This is a genomic window from Roseibium sp. LAB1 (genome assembly GCF_054658235.1).
On the sequence record NZ_BAAGIB010000001.1, the window covers coordinates 1,136,147 to 1,157,387 of the forward strand.

General features: G+C 59.6%; 20 protein-coding genes. 9 read left to right on the forward strand and 11 right to left on the reverse strand.

Features of this window, described 5'->3' with window-relative positions; translation table 11 throughout:
• Nucleotides 1-7 precede the first annotated feature (7 nt).
• Nucleotides 8-739 (forward strand): hypothetical protein, encoded by a 732-nt coding sequence (locus ACYQ54_RS05390; RefSeq protein ID WP_460080035.1) that lies wholly within the window; start codon nt 8-10, stop codon nt 737-739.
• Here ACYQ54_RS05390 and ACYQ54_RS05395 read toward each other — a convergent pair.
• The 6 genes from ACYQ54_RS05395 to ACYQ54_RS05420 form a co-directional block, all read right to left on the reverse strand.
• Nucleotides 682-1,170 (reverse strand): hypothetical protein, encoded by a 489-nt coding sequence (locus tag ACYQ54_RS05395; RefSeq protein WP_460080037.1) that lies wholly within the window; start codon nt 1,168-1,170, stop codon nt 682-684. The two genes, ACYQ54_RS05390 and ACYQ54_RS05395, sit on opposite strands and share 58 nt — an antisense overlap.
• A gap of 148 nt (nt 1,171-1,318) precedes the next feature.
• The gene (locus ACYQ54_RS05400) at nt 1,319-1,789 is read right to left on the reverse strand and encodes a hypothetical protein (protein ID WP_460080039.1); all 471 of its coding nucleotides are present in this window, start codon (nt 1,787-1,789) and stop codon (nt 1,319-1,321) included.
• Nucleotides 1,790-1,811: 22 nt separating this feature from the next.
• Nucleotides 1,812-1,937, reverse strand: coding sequence for a hypothetical protein (locus ACYQ54_RS05405; protein WP_460080041.1), 126 nt, complete (start codon nt 1,935-1,937; stop codon nt 1,812-1,814).
• The gene (locus ACYQ54_RS05410; protein WP_460080042.1) at nt 1,937-2,407 is read right to left on the reverse strand and encodes a hypothetical protein; all 471 of its coding nucleotides are present in this window, start codon (nt 2,405-2,407) and stop codon (nt 1,937-1,939) included. The genes ACYQ54_RS05405 and ACYQ54_RS05410 overlap by 1 nt, the downstream gene beginning before the upstream one ends.
• A gap of 102 nt (nt 2,408-2,509) precedes the next feature.
• Nucleotides 2,510-2,989 (reverse strand): hypothetical protein, encoded by a 480-nt coding sequence (locus tag ACYQ54_RS05415; RefSeq protein ID WP_460080044.1) that lies wholly within the window; start codon nt 2,987-2,989, stop codon nt 2,510-2,512.
• Nucleotides 2,990-3,214: 225 nt separating this feature from the next.
• On the reverse strand, nt 3,215-3,613 hold the full coding sequence (locus ACYQ54_RS05420; protein ID WP_460080045.1) for a rhodanese-like domain-containing protein: 399 nt from the start codon (nt 3,611-3,613) through the stop codon (nt 3,215-3,217).
• A gap of 80 nt (nt 3,614-3,693) precedes the next feature.
• On the opposite strand from ACYQ54_RS05420, the gene ftrA reads away from it, so the two are divergent.
• Nucleotides 3,694-4,695: a transcriptional regulator FtrA gene (gene ftrA, locus ACYQ54_RS05425; protein WP_460080046.1), complete on the forward strand. Its 1,002-nt coding sequence runs from the start codon at nt 3,694-3,696 to the stop codon at nt 4,693-4,695.
• A gap of 14 nt (nt 4,696-4,709) precedes the next feature.
• Here the strand turns inward: ftrA and ACYQ54_RS05430 are convergent, their stop codons facing one another.
• The 4 genes from ACYQ54_RS05430 to ACYQ54_RS05445 all read right to left on the reverse strand — a co-directional run bounded on the left by ACYQ54_RS05430 (nt 4,710) and on the right by ACYQ54_RS05445 (nt 7,912).
• Nucleotides 4,710-5,327, reverse strand: coding sequence for a hypothetical protein (locus tag ACYQ54_RS05430; protein ID WP_460080048.1), 618 nt, complete (start codon nt 5,325-5,327; stop codon nt 4,710-4,712).
• A gap of 74 nt (nt 5,328-5,401) precedes the next feature.
• Nucleotides 5,402-5,833: a hypothetical protein gene (locus ACYQ54_RS05435; RefSeq protein ID WP_460080049.1), complete on the reverse strand. Its 432-nt coding sequence runs from the start codon at nt 5,831-5,833 to the stop codon at nt 5,402-5,404.
• Nucleotides 5,834-5,877: 44 nt separating this feature from the next.
• Entirely contained in the window at nt 5,878-7,458 is a 1,581-nt protein-coding gene (locus ACYQ54_RS05440; protein ID WP_460080051.1) for a hypothetical protein, read from the reverse strand.
• Entirely contained in the window at nt 7,430-7,912 is a 483-nt protein-coding gene (locus ACYQ54_RS05445) for a hypothetical protein (protein ID WP_460080053.1), read from the reverse strand. Before ACYQ54_RS05445 ends, ACYQ54_RS05440 begins: the two co-directional genes overlap by 29 nt.
• Before the next feature lie 494 nt (nt 7,913-8,406).
• Here ACYQ54_RS05445 and ACYQ54_RS05450 point away from each other — a divergent pair, with 494 nt between their 5' ends.
• The 7 genes from ACYQ54_RS05450 (at nt 8,407) to ACYQ54_RS05480 (ending at nt 16,182) form a co-directional block, all read left to right on the forward strand.
• Nucleotides 8,407-9,621, forward strand: a complete 1,215-nt coding sequence (locus tag ACYQ54_RS05450) for an ROK family transcriptional regulator (RefSeq protein ID WP_460080055.1) — start codon at nt 8,407-8,409, stop codon at nt 9,619-9,621.
• Nucleotides 9,621-10,901, forward strand: a complete 1,281-nt coding sequence (locus ACYQ54_RS05455) for a M20 family metallopeptidase (RefSeq protein WP_460080057.1) — start codon at nt 9,621-9,623, stop codon at nt 10,899-10,901. Before ACYQ54_RS05450 ends, ACYQ54_RS05455 begins: the two co-directional genes overlap by 1 nt.
• Before the next feature lie 24 nt (nt 10,902-10,925).
• Nucleotides 10,926-11,981 carry a substrate-binding domain-containing protein gene (locus tag ACYQ54_RS05460; protein WP_460080058.1) on the forward strand — a complete coding sequence of 352 codons (1,056 nt, stop codon included), beginning with the start codon at nt 10,926-10,928 and terminating at the stop codon, nt 11,979-11,981.
• A 137-nt stretch (nt 11,982-12,118) separates the two neighbouring features.
• Nucleotides 12,119-13,186: a substrate-binding domain-containing protein gene (locus tag ACYQ54_RS05465; protein WP_460080060.1), complete on the forward strand. Its 1,068-nt coding sequence runs from the start codon at nt 12,119-12,121 to the stop codon at nt 13,184-13,186.
• A gap of 67 nt (nt 13,187-13,253) precedes the next feature.
• On the forward strand, nt 13,254-14,207 hold the full coding sequence (locus ACYQ54_RS05470; RefSeq protein WP_460080061.1) for an ABC transporter permease: 954 nt from the start codon (nt 13,254-13,256) through the stop codon (nt 14,205-14,207).
• A gap of 14 nt (nt 14,208-14,221) precedes the next feature.
• Entirely contained in the window at nt 14,222-15,433 is a 1,212-nt protein-coding gene (locus tag ACYQ54_RS05475; RefSeq protein ID WP_460080062.1) for an alanine racemase, read from the forward strand.
• Entirely contained in the window at nt 15,430-16,182 is a 753-nt protein-coding gene (locus ACYQ54_RS05480; protein ID WP_460080063.1) for an ATP-binding cassette domain-containing protein, read from the forward strand. The genes ACYQ54_RS05475 and ACYQ54_RS05480 overlap by 4 nt, the downstream gene beginning before the upstream one ends.
• Before the next feature lie 58 nt (nt 16,183-16,240).
• Here the strand turns inward: ACYQ54_RS05480 and ACYQ54_RS05485 are convergent, their stop codons facing one another.
• Nucleotides 16,241-21,106 (reverse strand): choice-of-anchor D domain-containing protein, encoded by a 4,866-nt coding sequence (locus ACYQ54_RS05485; protein WP_460080064.1) that lies wholly within the window; start codon nt 21,104-21,106, stop codon nt 16,241-16,243.
• Between the last annotated feature and the right edge of the window lie 135 nt (nt 21,107-21,241).

The following is a 21,241-nucleotide window of genomic DNA, read 5'->3' on the forward strand; positions in this document are numbered from 1 at the left end:
TCGTCGCATGTTTACCTATCTTAAGCGCCTGGGCGTGTTCAAAGTTGTCCGGCAAAACATACGTATGTTTTTCAAGCGGATGCGTCGTTACCCTCCTCCCCGGCTTTGCGGAAAGGTCGTAACGACCGGAAGATATCCGATTGCGAAGGGCGGTGAACTTTTCTTTTGTAAAAGGCACATCCGGATGGGCACTCAGCCAAGTCAGAGCCGAGCGCGTGCTCAAACGGTCGAATTTCAATTGGTGCAGCGGGTGGTTTTCACCAAAATCATTGTCCAGCAGGCCTATGTCTCTGCCGATCACTTCAAAATCGTATGTGTCCCTGTTCCGCCACATGAATTTGCGGATCGACATATCGGCCATTTCGCCACCGCTCTCGTGCCGCTTTCCTTTGGGATCGAACAGTTCTTCCTCTGGCTCGAATGTTTCCTGGTCAATGCCCTCCACCGGATCGATTTTCACGATGCGGTGAGCATTCTCGTCCAGCCATCGTTGAAGGATCTTTCCCCTGGAGCTTTCCCACTCTTCGGCTTTTATCAGCTCGGCTTGAAAATCCCCGCTGAAGAAAAACTTGTCACCCCGGTTCGCGATCGCATTCAAACCCTGAACCGGGTACTCTCCAGATCCCACTCTTCCGATAAATGTAAGAATTTCAGAGGCGTCGAGGAGAATAACCTTCTCTTTCATTTCGCCCCCTTGTCTGAAAAGGCGATATCCGTCGAATGCTCTTTTTCAGCGTAAGCCCGGGTCTCCGGAGCCGCCAGGGATGGAAGCTCTCCGGTCGCAACCCTGTAGGCTAAGCGCCGGCCGGGGTCGAGGTTCCCGTCATAGGGGATCTGCGTTTTCATCGCATACCAGCGTTCGAAGTCGTACACGGTTTCGTTGTCCGCCCACGGGCAAAGCTCATCAAACCCCTCATCATCCCGGCCGAAATCCGGATTGGCAGTCAGATAATCGCGCCAAGCACCTGATTTCTTCAGCGCCTCAAGAACTTCCGGATGCCTGAGGAATAACTCTGCGAAATGGAGGATTGTTTCATATGGCAATTTGGGTGCCCTGGGTTTTGTTCGATCCCACGAACTGTATTTGTCGAAAAAGGCCCTGCCTTCTTCCGTTTTCTCAAATGCGGCCAGCTCTTCCCGCCAGCCGGTAATATCTTCAAAATCCGCCATGGGTCCTGTGTCCAAACTCATCTCAATTGTTCACTAATTGTTCCGGAGTTCTTTCAGCCCCGCTTTGCGGTGGCGATCAATCCTTCCAGCCCGAAGTTTTTCATGATCGGGCTAATTTCACTGGCAGCTATCGCAACAATCTTCTCCATCAAGCCTCCTCTCCCGGAAAGGAGACATAAAGCGTATAATTTTCCTTGATGAAGTCTCGAGCCTGCTCAGTTCTGAGTGATGTCAGCCTGCCCTCCTCCAAATCGATGGCCAGCCATGTCACAGCTAACATATGGCTTTTATCAAAGCGAACCGGAGCTTTCATCAGGTACCACCGTTCAAATGCGATAATGGTGTCATGAGCCTCGAGCGGGTTCAGCTCTACAAACTCATCATCGTGAACTTCCAGATCATGCTTTTCGGCATAGGCCGCAAACCAGATTTTCTTCCGTAAAGCCTCGTGCAGCTCTTCATCCCCGCGGATCAGTTCAACCATCTGCACTACGTTTTCATAAGGCACTTTGCGGCCGCGGTAGCGCTTGTTGCCGGCAAAGAAGGCCCTGCCTTCTTCCGTTTTCTCAAATGCGGCCAGCTCTTCCCGCCAGCCGGTAATGTCGTCAAAATCCGCCATGGGTCCTGTTTCCAAATCCCTCTCAAATGTTCACTAATTGTTCCAAAGCTCTTTCAGCCCGTTTTGCGGTGGCGATCAATCCTTCCAGCCCGAAGTTTTTCATGATCGGGCTTATTTCATTGGCATCTATCGCAACAATCTTCTCCATCAAACCTCCTCGCCCGGAAAGGAGATATAGCGCGTATAATTTTCCTTGATGAAGTCTCGGGCCTGCTCAGTTCTGAGTGATGTCAGCCTGCCCTCCTCCAAATCGATGGCCAGCCATGTCGCAACGATCATGTCCCTTTTGTCAAAGCGAACCGGAGCTTTCATCAGGTACCATTTCCTGAAATCGATAATGGTGTCATGAGCCTCGAGCGGGTTCAGCTCTACAAACTCATCATCGTGAACCTCCAGATCATGCTTTTCGGCATAGGCCGCAAACCAGATTTTCTTCCGTAAAGCCTCGTGCAGCTCTTCATCCCCGCGGATCAGTTCAACCATCTGCACGACATTCTCATATGGAACTTTAATGCCACCGTAGCGCTTGTTGCCGGCAAAGAAGGCCCTGCCTTCTTCCGTTTTCTCAAATGCGGCCAGCTCTTCCCGCCAGCCGGTAATGTCGTCAAAATCAGCCATGGGTCCTGCGTCAAAAATGTCTTACGTCAGAATATCAACGAACTTGGGCTGAAAACGCCCCGACCTTGGCATGGTCGAGTGCAACGACTGTTTGCTTGCTCATCACAAGCCTCCTTCGTCTTGTTCGATGTAATCACTGTCTAGCAAAAGTTCGACACACGCTTTTGAGCGAACAGATTCGTATTTTCCCGCAAGGACATCGCAGGCAGTAAACATAGCAAAACTATAAAGGTGCCTGGCTTCGTGAGGATACCCGGATTTCAGGCAGTACCATTCGTAAAAGTCTCCCATGAGTATGTGAGCCTCTAGTGGCCGGTTGTCCCAATCCGGATCCCCCCTGCCAACAGCACCTCCATTGGCGTCAACAACTTTCAACCACTCCATTTGCTGAGCAATCGCATCTCTAAGTTCCGGGTCCTTTAGCAGAAGTTCAGCAAAATGCTGCACTTGGGAGAGCCTGGTACTCACAAGGAAGACCTCTGGATCATGTCGATAGATATAATCGACCGCCTCTTGCCCACCTTCTTCATAATATGCCTGCAATTCTTCCCGCCAGCCGGTCAAATCTTCAAAATCCGCCATGGGTCCTGCGTCCAAATCCCCTAAAAAATGTTCATTCTTTGTTCCTAAGAGGATTGTGGTTGATCCGGTGAATTTTTGCAACCTGCCGCTGGAGCTTTCCTGAAGCCTTCCCTTGCTGCAGCCCTGGCTATCGTTTCTCTTCGACCGATGCTGCTGGTAATGCCCCCGCCTGACCGGCCAAAGCAGGCAGGATCGGGCTGGCAGGGGCTCTTGCTGCGGCTCAGCTCATGAATTACCGGTTGCCAGCTCAAAACCTTCGTCGATCCAGCCGGTAACGCCACCTGCCATGATCTTCACCGGGTGGCCCAATTCCGCAAGCCGCAACGCCCCCCGTGCGGCACCGTTGCAATGCGGGCCGGCGCAATAGGTCACGAACAGCGTCTCTTCCGGCCACCGGGCCATCTTGGAACGGATGATCTTGCCGTGGGGAAGGTTGATCGCGCCGGGCACATGGCCTTTTTCGAACAGCGCCGGACTGCGCACATCCAGCAGCACAAAGCCGGGCTCGCCCTGAAGGGCGTCGTGCACATCCCAGCAATCGGCCTCGAAGGTAAATTCAGCGGCAAAATGCTCCCTGGCAAGATCGCTCGGGGCGGCCGGAACAGCGGTGACATTGTTGGTCATGAAGGTCTCCTTTCCCGCTGTTTGTCGCCCGTCTGAACGCCGATTGGCAATTGGCGCGATTGACTATATACGTAAATATCATGACAAAAGACACAGTCCCTCAAACCACTGCCCCCTCCGCGCCGGAAGGCCCGCTTGTCGTCGCCCTTCTCTACGACGGGCTTTGCACGTTCGAGTTCGGTATCGTCGCGGAGATATTCGGTCTGCCCCGCCCCGAATTCGGCGCCGACTGGTACCGCTTCGCCAGTTGCCCGGTCGAGGAAGGCCCCTTACGCGCCCATGGCGGCCTGACACTCGTGCCAGACCATGGCCCGGAACACATAGCCAAGGCGGACATCATCGTCGTTCCCGGCTGGAAAGGGGCGGATTGCCCGGTTCCCCAAGCGCTTGCCGACCGGCTTTGTGAGGCCCACAGCCGGGGCGCGCGGCTCGTTTCCATCTGCTCCGGGGCGTTCGTTCTGGCGGCCACCGGTCTGCTCGACGGTCGCTCCGCCACAACCCATTGGCGCTACGCGGAAAAGCTGCGCGAGCGGCACCCCGCCGTCACCGTCGACGAGGCCTCGCTCTACCGTCAGGAAAACCGGATCTACACGTCTGCGGGCAGCGCCGCCGGCATCGATCTGATGATCGAGATCATCCGCCAGGATTACGGAGCCGACAAGGCCAACTCCGTTGCGCGCCGCCTCGTCGTTCCAGCCCACCGCACCGGCGACCAGGCTCAGTTCCTGGAACGCCCCGTCGCCCACCGCGAGGGCAGCGAAATCGCACCGGTTCTGGAGCGGGTCAGGCAGGCGCTGCAGACGGCCTGGACCATTGAAACCATGGCGGCCCTGTGCCGCCTCAGCCCGCGCACCTTCCAGCGCCGCTTCACCGAAGCAACGGGGCTGACACCGGGCGAGTGGCTGGTTCAGGAGCGTCTGGAGGCCGCCAAGGAGATCCTCAGCCGGGGCGACGACGATATGGAAACGATCGCAGCCCGTGTCGGCTTCGGCAGCGCCCACGCGCTCCGCCACCACTTCCGCAAGAAACTCGGCCTACGCCCGACCGACTACCGCACCCGCTTCGCTGCTCGCACTGTCTAAATGTGGTACGAAATCTAGACTGTCTGCAGATACTTCTGCAGCTTCTCGCGCTGCGGATAGTCGGCCAGAAAATTGTCCGAGTTGACCTGAAACGTGCCGTCCGCCGTCACCACCGTGCCGCCCGGTTTGAAATGCGCCGCGCAGAAAAACGGCAAGCCGGGCTTCTTCAGGTCCCACTGCAGAAAACCGCCGCCCATCGGATATTGATCGCGCGGGGCCATATGTTCGTCATGCCGGATCGTGGGCATGACCTTCACCAGCCGCTTCGGCCCGGTCACGGTTGCAAGGCTCAGGGCTCGGGTCTGCAGGTCGCGGTATCCCGCAGCGCCGCGGTCCGCCAGAATGCCGTCATGCACGGTCGCGCGCCGCCTGTCCGCCTCCTGCGTTTCCTCCGGCAGGCCATACCGCCCGCCTGATCGCAAGGTCGTGCCCTGAAACTCGAACACTTCCGGCAGCGGCAAGTGCTTGAGGACCAGCAGCTTGAAACCCTGGTCCAGGCGGCCCTTGTGATAACCGATGTTTTCCTCGGTCCTGCGATAGTCGGACAGAACGATCGCATTCAGTTGAGAGATATTGCCTGCGAAATGTTTCGTCATCTGCCCGACAGGCAGATCGTCCTTGGATGAAGACAAGGCTGAGCCTCCAGATAAAAACGTCAAAATAGCAATGGCCGGACGCTACCAGCCTTCCCGGTTATGAACAACGCTCATGGCCGCTTGTCCCGCCTAACCCAGGCATAGACATAAAAGTCCTCGCCGCCTCGGCCATAGGCCCTCAGCCGCCCTTCGCGTGTTGCGCCCATCTCCTCGATCCAGCCATGGGCAATGTCATGATTTTCCAGCGTGATCACCTGCAGCCGCCGGCAATCCCGCTCCACAATCTGCCGGATATCCAGCAAGTGCCGTGTGATCGCCGGCACACATCGGCGGAATCGGTCCGTGCCGAAGGCCCAGGCCTGCCAATGATCCGGATCGAAGGCGGACGCCTGGCTGAAGCCATAGGCCGCCGCTGGCTGGCCATCGTACCAGAGCGACCACACCATGCCCGGCACGGCCGTCTGCAATGCGCAAGCCGCCAGCGCCCGTGTGTCCCACTCTTTCCACAGACAGGCGATTTCGCGCAGGTCCTGGTCCCGCATGTTGGCCGCGATGAAGCTGGCATCCCGCAGGCAAAGGTCGCGGATCAGAAACCGTCCAGCGGATCGCCCAGCGGTACCATCCGACTCTTGGCCCTGCTTTTCAGAACCTTCTTCAACTCCGCTTTCTGCTTCCATCCCAATGCCTCGACAATCGCATCCGCCTCGTCCGGGGAAGAGCCCAGCCGTTCCTTGATCTCTTCCTTGCTCTCAATAAGGATTTTCCCGTTTCGCATCTTCCAGCGATGCGCGGTCAACTGCGCTTTCACCGTCGCCGACCGCCGGATTGCCAGCCCCAGCCCGCTCTTGGGGTGCAAGGCCTCGCGCAAGCGCCAATAAAGTTCGGCGCGCAAATTGTAGAACGGGATCCTGCTGTCCTTCGCGCTCTCGCCCGACTGGGCGGAGAAGACGCATTTTTCCGCCGGGATGTTGTTTTCCCGCTTCAGGAAGCCAACCGTGTCCCCGCCCCAGCCGCCCGTGCAGTCCACCACGATCATCGCATTGTCGCGTCGCTCGCGGATGATCAGCGAACCGACATCGGCGCCGTCTTTCGTGTCGGTGCCCTTGCGCACGATGTTGGTTTCAAAGCGACGGCCATGCAGCGGCTGCAGCACTGTCCGGTCCTTGCCACCCTGGGCAACGTCCACCGCCAGCACCGTCATGGGTTCGTCCCGGTCGATGCCCTGGTCGTATCGCTCGAAGGCAAGGTCCACCCAGTCGGACGGAATCACCTGCCACTCGTGGTCCTGCCGGGCCGCCAGAAAATCTCCGGTCTTCAGCGCCGTGCGCATCGGTTCGGGCATCTGGTCGAGCTGGGCATCGTAGTCCGTTCCCAGAAAGCGGTTGTCCTGCCGACGTGCCGGAATGAAGGTCCGGCTCTTCGGCGTGCGGATCTCGCCTTCAATCTCCACCGGCTCCGGCCCGTCCACCCACACCGTGCGGATGGCATCGCCGTCGTCGATGAACACCGCCCACAGGATCTCTCCCGGCTGCACCTTGCCGTAGAGCGGATGCAGCGGATCGAGCCAGGGTGCGAACCAGTCGCTCAGGTAATCCCCCTGCCCGCCCAGCGGCGGATTGGTGGCGATCAACCCGCGGCAGCGCTGTCCCTTTCGTGTCGTGCGCAGCCAGCCGAGCACGAAGATGATCTTGCGCGGGTCCATCTGCGCCCCTTCATCGAAGGCCTTCAGGTCATGGTCACGGCCCTGCCAGTCCTCTTCCGCGCCCGGCAGACCCAGGTGGCCGAATTCGATCAGCCGCTCGTCGGGCCCGGTCCACCTTGGCGGATTGCCTGAAATCTTGCCCATGCCAGCCTGGCGCATCAGCGCGTTCATGCGTTCGCTCAAGCCCTTCAGGGACTTGAGCGACTGGCGGAAAATCGCCGCCTTGTGGTGGGCAAACAGCGCCAGTCCGGCAATCAGGTCCGTCTTGCCGCCCCCCGCCGCGCCGCCGTAAAGCGTCAGATCGGCTTCGGAGAAATACCCCTCCGTCTGCGGTCCGGCCTGCGGCCGCCAGACGGAAAACTGGTCCAGCACCCCCGCCTCATCCAGTTGCTTCTGCAAGGCAACCCGTTCGTCCGCAGGCATCCGGTCGATGTGGTCAATCAGCGTTTCGAGGGCCGTCGCCATCCTTTGGCATATCCTTTCCGGTCAGCAATGCCATTACGCCCAGAGCAATTTCCTCCGAGCTGCGCGGTTTCAATGTCTCGAGTGTCTGGTTGTCTTCCAGCCCGCTCCAGACCGGCCAGGCTTCCGGCTCCATTCGGTCCCGCCAGCCGGCGCGGTTCTTCATGGCAAAGGTCCAGGCACTGGCGTTGAATTTCGCCAGCTCTCCCCTTGCGCCGTCCTTGCCGATCCGCTCCCACTCCAGAAGGCCGCGCCGCGCTGCCTCTTCCAGCCTCGCGGGCGGAAAGTCCTCGGGAAACTGTTCGGCGTAATAACGGATCGTCCGGCGGTCGGCGTCCGGAAAACTGTCGATCGAATATCCGGCGGCAATATGCGCGCAAAACTCCGCGCACACCTTCCGGCGCGCTCTGGCCGTCGGCCACTTCAGCGCGCTACCGCCCCCTTCTGGCAAAGTCATGGGTCGCACTTTCCTGCAAGTTGTCTGGAGGTCAGATCAGGGCGCAGTCCGCCGCTTCCACATCGATGGTCCACAGCAACAGGGTTCGAAGCACTGCGGCTTCGCTTGCAAAATGTCGGGGCCTGTAAGGAAGCGCGAAACCGGTATCTGGCCCTTGAGGCACACTGATCCACGGTAAAATAAGGAAGCCCCTTTTTGCCCGTTTTTGTCGAAGCTGTCCACGCCACCTAGATGTCTGAAACCATTGTCTAGGCAGCACTTTTCAGAAAATCTCTATCAAAAAGGGGTTTGGCGGCAGCCCCCAGTTGTGCGCATCTGATCAGTTTTTTTTCGGCTTTTCCCGGAAACATCGAACGCCCCTCGCTGTGCGCCCGTTTTCCCTTCGCACCCCCTCATTCGTCCGTCCTCACCATCCCGATTTTTTGCTGCGCCGCTTGACTCAGGCTTCAAAATCTAATTAGTTCGGTGACAGAACGAACTAATGGAGCGTAGCCTTGGCAGACCCCTCGAACATCTCCAGACGCATGTCTTTGAGTGCCATCGTCCAGGCGATTGCCAGCTACAGCCCGATCTCCCGGGCGAGCGTCTCCAAGATCACCGGCCTGTCGAAACAGACGGTTTCGGAAATCGTCGGCAATCTGGAAGAAGAAGGCTGGGTCCGCACGGTCGGACAGACCGAAGGCCACATTGGCCGCCGCGCCGTGGTCTATGAAATCGTGCCGGACGCCGCCTCGGTTGCCAGTGTCGATCTCGGCGGCACCAAGATCCGTGTCGCCATTTGCAACCTCACCGGCGCCGTCGTCTCCGAGCTGGTCGAACCGACCGACAAACAAGGTGGCATTGCTGTCGTCAATCAGGTCGCGGACCTGATCCGCCGTGCCGCGACCGAGGCCAGCCCCTCGCTCAAGCTGCCCCGCGTCGCCGTCATCGGTGTTCCGGGTGCCCCGGACCCTGCCACCGGCCACATCCGCATGGCCCCGAACATTCCCGGCATCGGCGACATCGACGCCCCGGGCCTGTGGCGCGATATCCTCGGCATCGAGGTCTTTATCGAAAACGACGTCAACCTTGCCGCCCTCGGCGAACATTGGCTCACCAGACGCGGCGACAAGGACGACCTGATCTACGTCTCCATCGGCACCGGTATTGGTGCCGGCATCGTCATCGGCGGCCAGCTCCATCGTGGCATGAACGGCGCTGCCGGTGAAATCGGCTACCTGCCCTTCGGTGCGGATCCGTTCGAGCCGGAAAGCCTGGAAGTCGGCGCCCTGGAGCGTGTCGCCGCCACCCACGCGATCACCGATCTCTACGCCCACAAGACCGGCAAGACACTCGATGTGCCGGATATCTTCGAAGCCGCCAATGCCGGCGACACAGCCGCCACCGAAACACTGGAAGAAATCGCCCGCCAGGTCGCCCGCGTCATGGCAGCGCTGGCAGCCGTCATGGACCCGTCCTGCATCGTTATCGGCGGTTCCATCGGCACCCGTGACGAGCTTTTCGGCAACGTCCGCAAGTTCGTCTCCAGATGCTTCCCCCGCCCGGTGCTGATCGAGAAGTCGACCCTCGGCAATCACGCCGCCCTCGCGGGTGGTGCCTCCGTTGCCCTTTCCCGTCTGCACCTGTCGCTCTTCACCGAAGGCCTCAAAGGCGTTGAAATCGCTGTTCCGCCGCCCTCCATCGAAACCTTCAAGAAGGGAGCGGCCTGATGGTTTCCGCAAATCTGCACCAAAAGCTGCTGGCTGCGCAGGACCGGGACGCCGACATCGATCTGCTTCGCAGCGCCCTGTCGATTGACAGCGTCACCGGCAACGAAACCGGCTTTGCCACCTTCCTGAAGTCGCAAATGGAGACACTCGGTCTTGAGACCGGCTCCGGCGAATTTCTGCCCGGCCGTCTCAATGTCTGGGGCCAGCGCCAGCCGGTCACCGGCGAAGATACCTCCCGCCTCCTCTTCGTCGGCCACACCGACACCGTGCATGTGCGCGGCTGGGAGGAAGCCTGGCAGGGCAAGCCACAGGAAAGCCCCTTCGGCGGCGCCTTGATCGAAGGGGAGATCTGGGGCCGCGGCGCCTGCGATCTCAAAGGCGGCATATGCGCCGCGCTCGGCGGCCTCAGGCTTTTGCAAAAGGCGGGCTTCTGTCCCGCCGGCGGCCTCTCTTTCGCTTTCATCGGCGATGAGGAAAGCGGCGAACCGGGCACCGGCGTCAGCGCCGGCGCGCATGATCTCGTCAAAAGGGTCAACAACGGCACCATCGCGAAACCGGACTTCGCGGTCTATGTCGAGCCGACCAGGCTGGATGTCTACACGGCCCAGATCGGCTTCTTCATTGCCGACATCTCCATAACCGGCAAATCCGCCTATTTCGGCACCCCCGAACTCGGCGTCGATGCCCTGAAGGCAACCCACGCAGTTCTGGGCAAACTCTGGCAACACGAGGCAGAACTGGCGGCAGGTCCGAAGCACGATCTCCTCGGCGCTTCCTCCATCCTCGTCACGCATATCAATGGCGGCGGCTATATTGCCGTGCCGGGCGAGTGCAAGCTCTCCCTGATCCGCAAGCTCCGCCCCGGCGAGAACCTGGATGAAGCAGTCGCCGCCTTCGAAGCTGTCGTCCGATCGGCACCGGTCGCGGACGGTATCGGCATCGAGATTGCGTATCCCGCTGGCCGCGATCACCGCTTTGGCGGCTCACCCGTCGAGATTTCCCGCGCCACCCCCGCCGCCCTGCAGCTGTCCCGCTGCGTCCAGGTGGCCAGGAACGGCAAGGACCTTACCGGCGGCGCCATCGGCGGCGCGCCTTACTGGTCCGAATCTCCCTTTCTGGTCAACGAGATCGGCTGTCCTGCCGTCTACTGCGCACCTGGAGACATCAGCGTGGCACACACATTCGAAGAGCGCATCGAGGTGGAAAGCTATCTGGCAGCCGTCAGGGCTTTCGCGCTGTTCGTGGCCGACTATTGCGGCCTGGAAGAAGAAGCAGACTGAACCAAACATAACAGAGGGTTAGAAATGAAACTGCTAGTCAAACATCTGGCGACATCCGCCCTTCTCGGGCTGATGTCCGTCTCCGCCATGGCCCAGACGGTCGGCCCGAAGGGGGAAGCGGCAACGCTTTCCGCCGACGTGACAGTGCCCGACGACAGCGTCGCCGCCATCAAGGACGCGAAGTACAAGGCAGCCCTGCTCTGGCACGACCAGTCGGATTTCGTGAACGCGGTCTCCGCCGGTGCAACGGACGAGTTCAAGCGCCTCGGCATCGAGGTTGTCGCCACCACCAGCGCCGGCTTTGACGCTGCCAAGCAGCGAAGCGACGTTGAAACGGCGATGGCCAAACAGCCCAACATCATCCTGTCGCTACCGCTCGACCCGGTCACATCCGCCGCCGCTTTCAAGGAAGCCCGCGATGCCGGCGTCTCCCTGGTGTTCCTGTCCAATCTGCCTGCCGACTACGAGCACCCGCGTGATTATGCGGCCATCGTGACTGACGACCTTTTTCAGATGGGCAAACAGGCTGCCGACGCGCTCGCCAGCGCCATGGGCGGCAAGGGCACTGTCGGCTGGATCTACCACGACGCCGATTACTACGTGACCAACCAGCGTGACAACGCCTTCAAGTCCACCATCGAAAACGACTATCCGGATATCAAGATCGTTGCCGAACAGGGCATCAGCGACCCGGCTCGCGCCGAGGAGATCGCCAACGCCATGCTGCTCAAGAACCCGGATCTCGGCGGCATCTACGTGACCTGGGCCGGTCCGGCCGAAGGTGTGCTGGCAGCTCTTCGTGCCAACGGCAACAAGGAAACAAAGATAGTCACGCTGGATCTGTCCGAACCGGTTGCGCTCGACATGGTCCGCGGTGGCAACGTCGCAGCCATTGTTGCGGACGAGGCCTATGAACTTGGCCGTGCCATGGCGGCAGCCGCAGCCCTGCGTCTTGCCGGCAAGGACGTTCCGCCGTTCATCGCCGCACCCGCCATCACCGTGACTGCGGACAATGTTGCCGAGGGCTGGAAGAAGTCCCTCAACATCGACCCGCCGGCAAGCGTTACCTCCGCGAACTGATCCGGCAATCCGGCAGGCTGACCCATCGCAGCCTGCCGGCCAAAAGGTCCTCACAACAAGACTAAAAGACCCAACGGACCTCCGACAAGCAATGCCGTCTTTCCGACGGTTAATACCGAACCTTACGGAGAAGTCGCATGTTCAAGTACCAGACACTCCTGGCGTCAACGCTGCTGGTCGGCATGACTGCCTTCGCCTCGGCTGCAGACCGCCCGCAAACGGTGGGCCCGAAGGGCGAAACCCCGACCCCTGTCGCAACGCTCGAACTGACCGATGCCGAAGTCGCGAAGGTGGCTGAAGGCAACTACACCGCGGCCTTTGCATGGCACGAGCTCTACGACTGGTCCAATGCGGTTGCCCGCGGCGCCAAGGACGAGTTCGAACGTCTTGGCATCAAGGTCGTTGCCGAAACCGACGCCGGTTTTGACTCTGCCCGCCAGAAGTCCGACGTGGAGACGATCATGGCCAACCAGCCGTCGATCATCGTGTCCCTGCCGATCGATCCGACAACAGCACAGACAGTTTACGGCATCGCCCGCGATGCAGGCGTGAAGCTCGTCTTCGTCGACAATGCCGTCGACGGCTTCACTCATGGCAAGGACTACGTCACCGTCGTCTCCGCTGATCTGGTTCAGATCGGCGAAAAGGCCGCCCGGGCACTCGCGGCCTCCATGGGCGAGACCGGCACCGTCGGCTACATGTTCCACGATGCGGATTTCCCGGTCACCAACCAGCGTGACCAGGCTTTCAAATGGACCATCGAGAACGAATTTCCGAACATGGATATCGTCATCGAATCCGGCATGACGGATCCCGCCAATGCCGAGGACATCGCCCGTGCCATGCTGTCTCGCAATCCGGACCTTGGCGGCATCTACACACCCTGGGCCGAGCCCGCGCTCGGCGTCCTCTCTGTGTTGCGCCAGCAAGGCAACGACACCACCAAGGTCGTGACCATCGACCTCAACGAGCCGGTCGCCCTCGACATGCTGAAGGGCGGCAACACAGCGGCAATCGTTGCGGACGAAGCCTACAGCATCGGCGTCTATGCGGCACGCTCGGCTGCCGCCAGCCTGCTCGGCAAGTCCGTCGAACCGTTCCTGGTGGTCGACGCCATCACGGTTGGTCCGGATAATGTCACCGAAGGCTGGAACAAATCCATGAAAATGGATCCGCCCGAAAGCGTTGCCGAAGCAGCCAAGTAAATCCATTCCCGCGCAGGCCGCGCCTTGCGGCCTGCCGCCACCTACCTCTTCGAACTTGAGGCAATCCATGACCCAGGCGGTTTCGAGACTAAGACAACTCGATTACAAGCAAGGCGTGATCTATTTCGGGTTTCTCGGAATCTTTCTTTTCTTTGCTCTCACCCTTCACGACGTCGGCTTCCTGTCGCCCCGCAACCTGACCAATATCGTGCTGCAGACGGCACCGGCAACGATCATGGCCATCGGCCTTGTCTTCGCCTTGTCCGCCGGAGAAATCGACCTCAGCTTCGGGTCCGTCGTTGCCGTTTCTGCCCTGGCAGCGGCAATGGCTCTACAAAGTTACCCGATGGTCGTCGGCATCATCGCCGGCATCGGTGCAGGCGCTCTGATCGGGGCCATGAACGGTGTCCTTGTCGCCTATCTGCGCCTGCCGTCCTTTCTGGTGACGCTGGCCACCATGGGCCTCTTCGCCGGCATCGCCCGCTCCATGACGGACTTGCGTTCGATCCCGGTCTTGAACGACACCTTCGCCGGCATCTTCGGCTCCGGCAGCCTGTTCTCCATTCCCTCGCTGGTCATCTGGACCATCGCGGCTGTTGTCATCGGTCACATCGTCTACCGCAACACCCGCTTCGGCGCCCATGTGGTAGCAACCGGCGACAATGCCCGGGCTGCCCAGGTGTCCGGCATCAAGGTGCCGCGCATTCGCCTCAGCGTCCTGACACTTTGCGGCGCCATGGCCGGACTTGCCGGCCTGCTTTACGCCGGCCGTCTGCAGGCAGCCAAATATACGCTCGGCGAAAGTGACCTGATGACGGTCATCGCCGCCGTCATCGTCGGCGGTACCGCTCTCAACGGCGGCAAGGGGTCCGTCATCGGTGCCCTGCTCGGCTCGCTGCTCATGGGCATGCTCAACAATGGACTGATCCTGATGGGGCTCGACGTCTCCGACCAGATGATCGTCCGCGGTCTCATCATTCTCGTCGCTGTCGCGGTCTCCCTGCGCGACACCAGCCGGTAACCTGGAGGACCACGATGTTTCTCGACGTTCTCATCCGCCGCAACCCGGCCTTCATCGAAGCAGCCATGACGCTGCACCAGGCCGGCAAGATTCCCGCCAACGCCTATGTGCTCGATCTGGACGCGGTCGAACGCAACGCTCGCCTCTTCAAGGGGGAAGCCGACAAACACGGCCTGAAAACCTTCGCCATGACCAAGCAGGTCGGCCGCCACTCCGGTTTCTGCCAGGCGGTCATGCGCGGAGGCGTCGAAAGATCCGTCGCCGTGGACATGGCCTGCGCTCTCGCCTGCGACCGCGCCGGCCTCCGGACCGGTCACCTCGGTCATCTCGTTCAGGTCCCCAGGCGGGAGGCAGCTTTTGCAGCCGCCAAGCTGCAACCGGACTACTGGACGGTCTTCTCACCCGAAAAGGCACAGGAAGCTGCAAAGGCCGCCTCGGTGGCCGGACGGGTCCAGAACCTGCTTGCCCGTATCCAGACTGAAGGCGATACCTTCTATCGCGGCCATGAAGGCGGCTTCGACGCGGAAGATATCGTCACCGTGGCAGAACAACTTGATGCCCTGGAAGGTGGCGCCTTTGCCGGCATCACGACCTTTCCCGCCCTGCTCTTCGACTTGGAAACACGCAAGGTAAAACCGACGCCGAACCTGTCGACCCTCGCCAGGGCAGCCGAAGCGCTGGCAGCTGCAGGACGCACCGGTATCGAGATCAACGCCCCCGGCACCACGTCTTCCGCTGTGCTCGGCGCGCTGGCCGAGGCCGGTGCCACACAGTGCGAACCGGGCAACGGTCTGCACGGCACCACGCCACTTCATGCAGTGGAAGACCTGCCGGAAGATCCGGCCGTCCTTTATCTGTCGGAAGTCTCGCACCACCACAGCGGCAAGGCCTACTGTTTCGGCGGCGGGCTTTATATCGATCCGGTCTTCCCGAAGTACCCGGTCAAGGCCCTCGTCTCCTCGGAGCCGACCTCCAGCCAGGCGGATCTGCTCGACGTCGAGATCCCCGATTATTCCGCCATCGACTATTACGCGATGATCGACGCCACCTCGCCCAAGTCGGTGCGCGCCGGGGACACCGTCGTCTTCGGTTTCCGTGGCCAGGCCTTCGTGACCCGCGCTCTAGTCGTCGGCATTTCCGGTGTCAGCACCGGGACGCCTGCTGTCACCACAATCGAAAATGGCTTCGGAGATGCCGTCTCCTGGCCGGGAGCGTTCCAGCAATGACCGCCGACAATCCTGTTCTATCCCTGAAAAACATCCACAAGGCATTCGGCGGCGTGGTTGCCATCGAGAACTTTTCGCTCGACCTTCACGCGGGCGAGATCGTTGCTCTCGTCGGCGACAATGGCGCCGGCAAGTCGACGCTGGTCAAGATCATCTCCGGCGTCCACAAGCCAACCTCTGGTGACATCCTGCTGGACGGCACATCTGCATCGTTCTCCGACGCCAGTTCGGCCCGCAGTCTCGGCATCGAGGTTGTGTATCAGGACCTTGCCCTTGCTGACCAGCAGCCGGTCTACATGAACATGTTCCTCGGCCGCGAACTGACCAAGCCCCCCTTCGGCTTGCTCGACAAGAAGCGCATGCGCCGGGAATGCCAGGAACTGGTCGACGAGCTGGATGTGCGCATTCCGTCCGCAGGCTCCGTCATCCGCGATCTGAGCGGTGGCCAGCGCCAGGGCATCGCCATCGCCAGGGCCACCCACTGGGCCAGCAAACTGGTTCTGCTGGATGAGCCGACGGCAGCTCTCGGCGTCGCCGAAACGGCCAAGGTCGAACAGCTGGTCGCATCACTGAAGGAAAAGAATCTCGCCATCCTGATCATCAGCCACAGTCTCGACCAGGTCTTCCGCTTGTCTGACCGCATCTGCGTCCTGCGCCGCGGTCAGCAGATCGGCGTGCGCAAGACCAGCGAGACAGACAAGAACGAGATCGTCTCCATGATCACCGGTGTCTCCGGTCAGGCAGCCTGAGCTTATAGCCAAATGAACCTCCTCCGGCACCGGGTTGCCGGAGGCAGTTCTCATTACCTCAGAACGGTATGGTGACGTTGAGCGTTGCGCCGTAGGACCGGAAGTCCGACGTCCCGATCCCGTCGAAAAAGCCTTCTCCGGAAATCTGGATATTGCGCCCTGGAACCAGAAGCCCGGCCCCGGCCTCAACACGCGCACGCAAGTCTTCATCGGAAGAAGCAAGCGTCGCATCTGTCGGGGTGTCGTCCTGCAACTTGTTGAAGTCGTAGATCCCGGACAGTGACAGGAACGGTGAGAACAGAAGCTCGTTCAGCTGCAGATCCCAGGACACCTTCGGCCCGAACTCCAGACGGCCCAGATCGAAATCCTGTGACGGGATCAGCCGTCCCAGCGTGTCCGTATAGCTTTCCTGCTCTTCGTAATAATAGGTGATCCGGGCAAACGGACTGACCCTGGTCGTTTCGTTGAGCTTGAAGTCCCCGGTCAGGCCGCCTTGCAGCAGGAACCGCTGTGTTCTGAAGTCATCTTCGAACAGCCCCAGCGCATTCACACTGTTGTAGGACTGTCCGTAGGTCGCCATGCCGTCCAGGTAGAAATTCTGGTGAACCCGGAGAACCGCATAAGGCCCGGCCATCCAGCCAACGCCGTCGGCGGAGGTATCGGCGGCACTGTTTCGCTCCTCTGTCAGATCGAGCTGTCCCAACAAGCCCAGAACGGCTCTGTCCTTGTAACGGTAATCGACCCCGGCAAAGAACAGCCCGGTCTTGCTGTTGCTGCTGTTGTTGTCGGTGATCGCGTAGGTACCCTGGGCCCAGAAATCCCAACCCGATTGCCACTCGGCACCACCCTCGCCGCCGGAAGGTGCATCTCCATTGGAGCCGCTCAGGATCGCGAGGGTATCGTCCTGCATCACCTGCGGACCAACGCTCGTGTAACTCATCGTGCTGGAGGACGTGAAATTGTCGAAAACCGCGTAGCGCTCGGGCTCGGCGTTGGCGGCCCGAACGCCAGTCGCAGCCTCAGCGATTGTCGCACTGTTTCCATTTCCACCGCCTTGCCGAAGAGAATTTGCAAAGGCTCGCAGGGAGAACTGGAAATTTCCGGATTGCGAGTTGGGCGTAACGTCGAAATTGAATCCGTTGCGGCCACGCTGGCGGCCGAAGGGGCCGCTGGTCAGGCGCGAGACGATATCAGGCTGTCCGGACACAATCGCATTTGCCCGGTTGGTCACGAAGGATGCAATCACTTCCTTCGTTTTCTGGATATCGGCCGATGCATCCCGATCGTTGGTCAACGAGAAGCTCACGCTGCTCAACCCGGTGGAACTCGCCGTCACCGAATATGTCGTGAGAGCACCGCCGCCGTTATAGGACGAGGCGATCGCGTTTGCGGTCATCACGGAACTGGTCGCCGTCCCGTCCGCAGCCGTGGTCACCGTTTCCGTATTGGTTCCCGTGCTGGCAAATGTCAGCGACGCCCCGCCCGCCGGAGCGGTGAATGTTACACTGACACCTGCAGCAGCGTTGTTGCTGGCGTCTGTCGCCCTCGCGACGAGAACTGCCTCGAACCGGGTACCGACTTCGGAACTTTGCCCGGACCCCGACACGACCGACAGTGCCGCCGCCGCCCCGCTTGCCGTCCCGCTCACCGATACGTTGAAGGGGTTTTCGTCCGCGTCGTCATTGGCGAAGTTGAAGTCGAACCCGAATGCTCCAGGCGCTGTTGGCGTATAGGACACAGCCAGCGTCGCAGTTCCCCCACCACTGCTTACGGTGTTGGAACTCAAGGTGAAACTGTTGACTGTGACGTTGCTTGTGCCGGTAACGTTTGCTCCAACGGTCGGAGTTGTGAGGTTTAGAACAGCCGACCCGGTGTTCGTGATCGTGTAAGTGATGGTCGACGTTGTTCCCGGCATGACGATACCCGGAACGGTATCTGTCCCGCCGTCCGATACGGTATTTCCTGTCGACGACGAAACCTCGATTTCCGGACTGCCAATCGCGGTGCCGCTCACCAGGATGTCATATGTGGGTTCGTCTGCATCATCGCTGAGAATATCGAGTTCGAACGAAAAGTTTCCGATTGCACTGGGCGTGTAGAGAACGGTGAAGGTCGTGGACGCACCGCCCGCAAGCGTTGTGAGCCCCGGTGCGGAGATTGAGTCCACCGAAACATTGCTTGCCGAGGCACTGGTAGGCGTTCCGGTCAGGGTAAGCGTCGCGGTACCCGTGTTTTCGATTGTGTAGACCAGTGTTTGCTGGTCTCCCACGTTTACCGTTCCCTGAGCATCCGTACCGTTATCCGCAATAGAGTTTCCTGCAGGACGTTGTACGTCGATTTCAGGAGTAGCAACCGTGAGAGTGCTTGAAGACGTTCCGGAGTTTCCAAGACTGGAGGTCAGGTCTCCGGTCGTGTTCGTGAAGGAACCATCTGTAGAGCCGGTAACGTCCGCGCTCAAGGAACAGCTGCCCCCGGCCGCAACGGTACCTCCAGTGTAGGAAATCACACCGGACCCATTGGTCGCTGTTATCGTCCCCCCGGTACACGTGGTTGAGGCATTTGCAGGTGAGGCAACCGTCAAACCAGCGGGGAGATTGTCAGTGAAATCCAGCGACGTTGCCGCGACCGCGTTGGCGGAATTGATGATGACGAAGGAAACCGTCGAGGTTCCACCCGCCAGAATGGTCGCGGGAGAAAAGGACTGCGTGAAACTCGGAGTGGACGTTCCCGTGCCTTGCACCGTGAAAGTGTAGGTTCCCTCGTCTGCATCGTTGGAGACAATCGTGATCGTCGACGTTTGGGTTCCCAGGGCATTTGGATCAAACGTGACCGTGAAGGTCGCAGACCCCAAGGCGGCGATCGAACCGCTCGTTGTGCCGGTAACAGCAAATTGCGTATTGTCCGAGGATGTCACGCTCGTCAGCGTCAACGCGTCCGTGCCCGTGTTCTGGATCGTGAAGACATTCGCATTCGTTCCACTGGAAACTGAAACACTGCCGAAGTCGGTGTCATCCGCGGCCGACGGCGTCGTATCACCGCTGGCGATACTTGTGCCGTTCCCCTGGACATTGATCTCCGGCGCCACCCCCGTGCCTTGTACAGTAAAGGTGTATGTTCCTTCGTCGGGATCGTCAGAGACAATCGTTATTGTCGACGACTGCGTTCCGAGGGCATTGGGATCGAAAGTGACCGTGAAAGTCGACGACCCCAAAGCGGCGATCGAGCCGCTCGTCGTGCCGGTAACCGCGAATTGCGTATTGTCGGAAGATGTCACGCTCGTCAGCGTCAGGGTATCTGTTCCGGTGTTCTGGATCGTGAACGTATTCGCGTTGGATCCACTCGCAACAGAAACGTTGCCGAAATCAGTATCATCCGCCGAACTCGGAGTCGTGTCGCCGCTAACGATACTTGTCCCGTTCCCCTGAACGTTGATCTCTGGCGCGATGCCAGTCCCCTGTACAGAGAAAGTGTAAGTACCTTCATCGATGTCATCGGAAACGATGGTGATCGTAGCGGTCTGGGTCCCGCCGGCGTTGGGATCAAAGGTGACGGTAAAGGTCGAAGACCCCAAAGATGCGATCGATCCGCTCGTCGTACCGGAAATGGCGAACTGTGTGTTGTCCGACGACGTTACACTTGTAAGCGTCAGCGTGTCAGTGCCCGTGTTCTCGATGGTGAACGTATTCGCCACTGATCCGCTCGCAACCGCAACACTCCCGAAGTCGGTATCGTCCGCTGCACTCGGAGACGTATCACCACTGGCAATACTGACCCCATTTCCCTGGACGTCGATCTCGGGAGCAATGCCTGTTCCTTGAACCGTAAACGTATAGGGACTCTCGTCCGCGTCGCTCGAGACGATCGTAATCGTTGCTGTCTGGGAACCTGTCGCGGACGGATCGAAGGTGACCGTGAAAGTTACAGACCCCAAAGACGATATCGAACCGGCCGTTGTCCCCGACACCGCGAATTGTGTGTTGTCAGAGGACGTCACACTGGTCAGTGTGAGCGCTCCATTACCCGTATTCTGGATTGTGAAGGTATTTGCATTCGTACCGCTCGAAACAGAAACGCTGCCGAATTCGGTGTCATCTGCCGCCGACGGTGTCGTGTCGCCACTGACGATGCTAACCCCGTTGCCCTGGACGTTGATTTCAGGAGAGGCCACCGTCAGCGTGGCGGATGATGTGCCGGAATTTCCCAGGGTCGATGTGAGATCACCTGTGGTGTTGACGTAACTTCCGTCACTTGCAGACGTTACATCAACACTGACGGTACAGGTCGCACCCGCAGCAGCCGTTCCGCCACTGTAACTGATTACACCCGATCCGCTGGTCGCCGTGAGTGTGCCACCGGTACACACTGTGGATGCGTTCGACGGGGAGGCAACGGTCACTCCCGACGGCAAGTTGTCGGTGAAATCCAGCGAATCCGCGTCCGTGCCGTTCGCCGTATTGTTGATCGTGAACGTGACGGTCGATGTTCCGTTCGCCACGATGGTACCTGGAGAGAATGACTGGCTGAATGTGGGAGGCGTTGTGGGCGGTGTGACCGCCCCGCCGGTGCCGGTATCCAGATAGGTGAAATTGATGCTTGAGGCACCATAGGACCCGGTAATTGTGCAGGTCGTGGTACAATCGATCGTCTGAATGCCAGGCGACGCTACGTTGATCGTATCCGTTCCATTGGTAACGGAATACGAGAGTACATTACCCGGGTCATTTGGACCGTTGTTGATATCGAAATTGGTGAGACTGCTTCCAGAGCCTTGATCCTGGATCAATATCCAGTCGTCATCCAGTGTTGTTGAACCGATACCGCTTTCCAGCGTGCATTCATCCAGCGTGAAGTTCAGTACAAGCGGATCAAGCGGGTCCGTATGAGTTGGACAATCGGCGTAGGACGCTTCCGCCTTATCAGGCATCGCACTTAACAGAAGCACCAGGAATGCAGCCTGAAAAACGCGTATCCAAACTCCTGTGCCAACCGCCCGCCTGAGCTTTGCTCCCAATACGCCACACATCATCAAATCACCACAAAGCGAAACACGGTCGCTGCA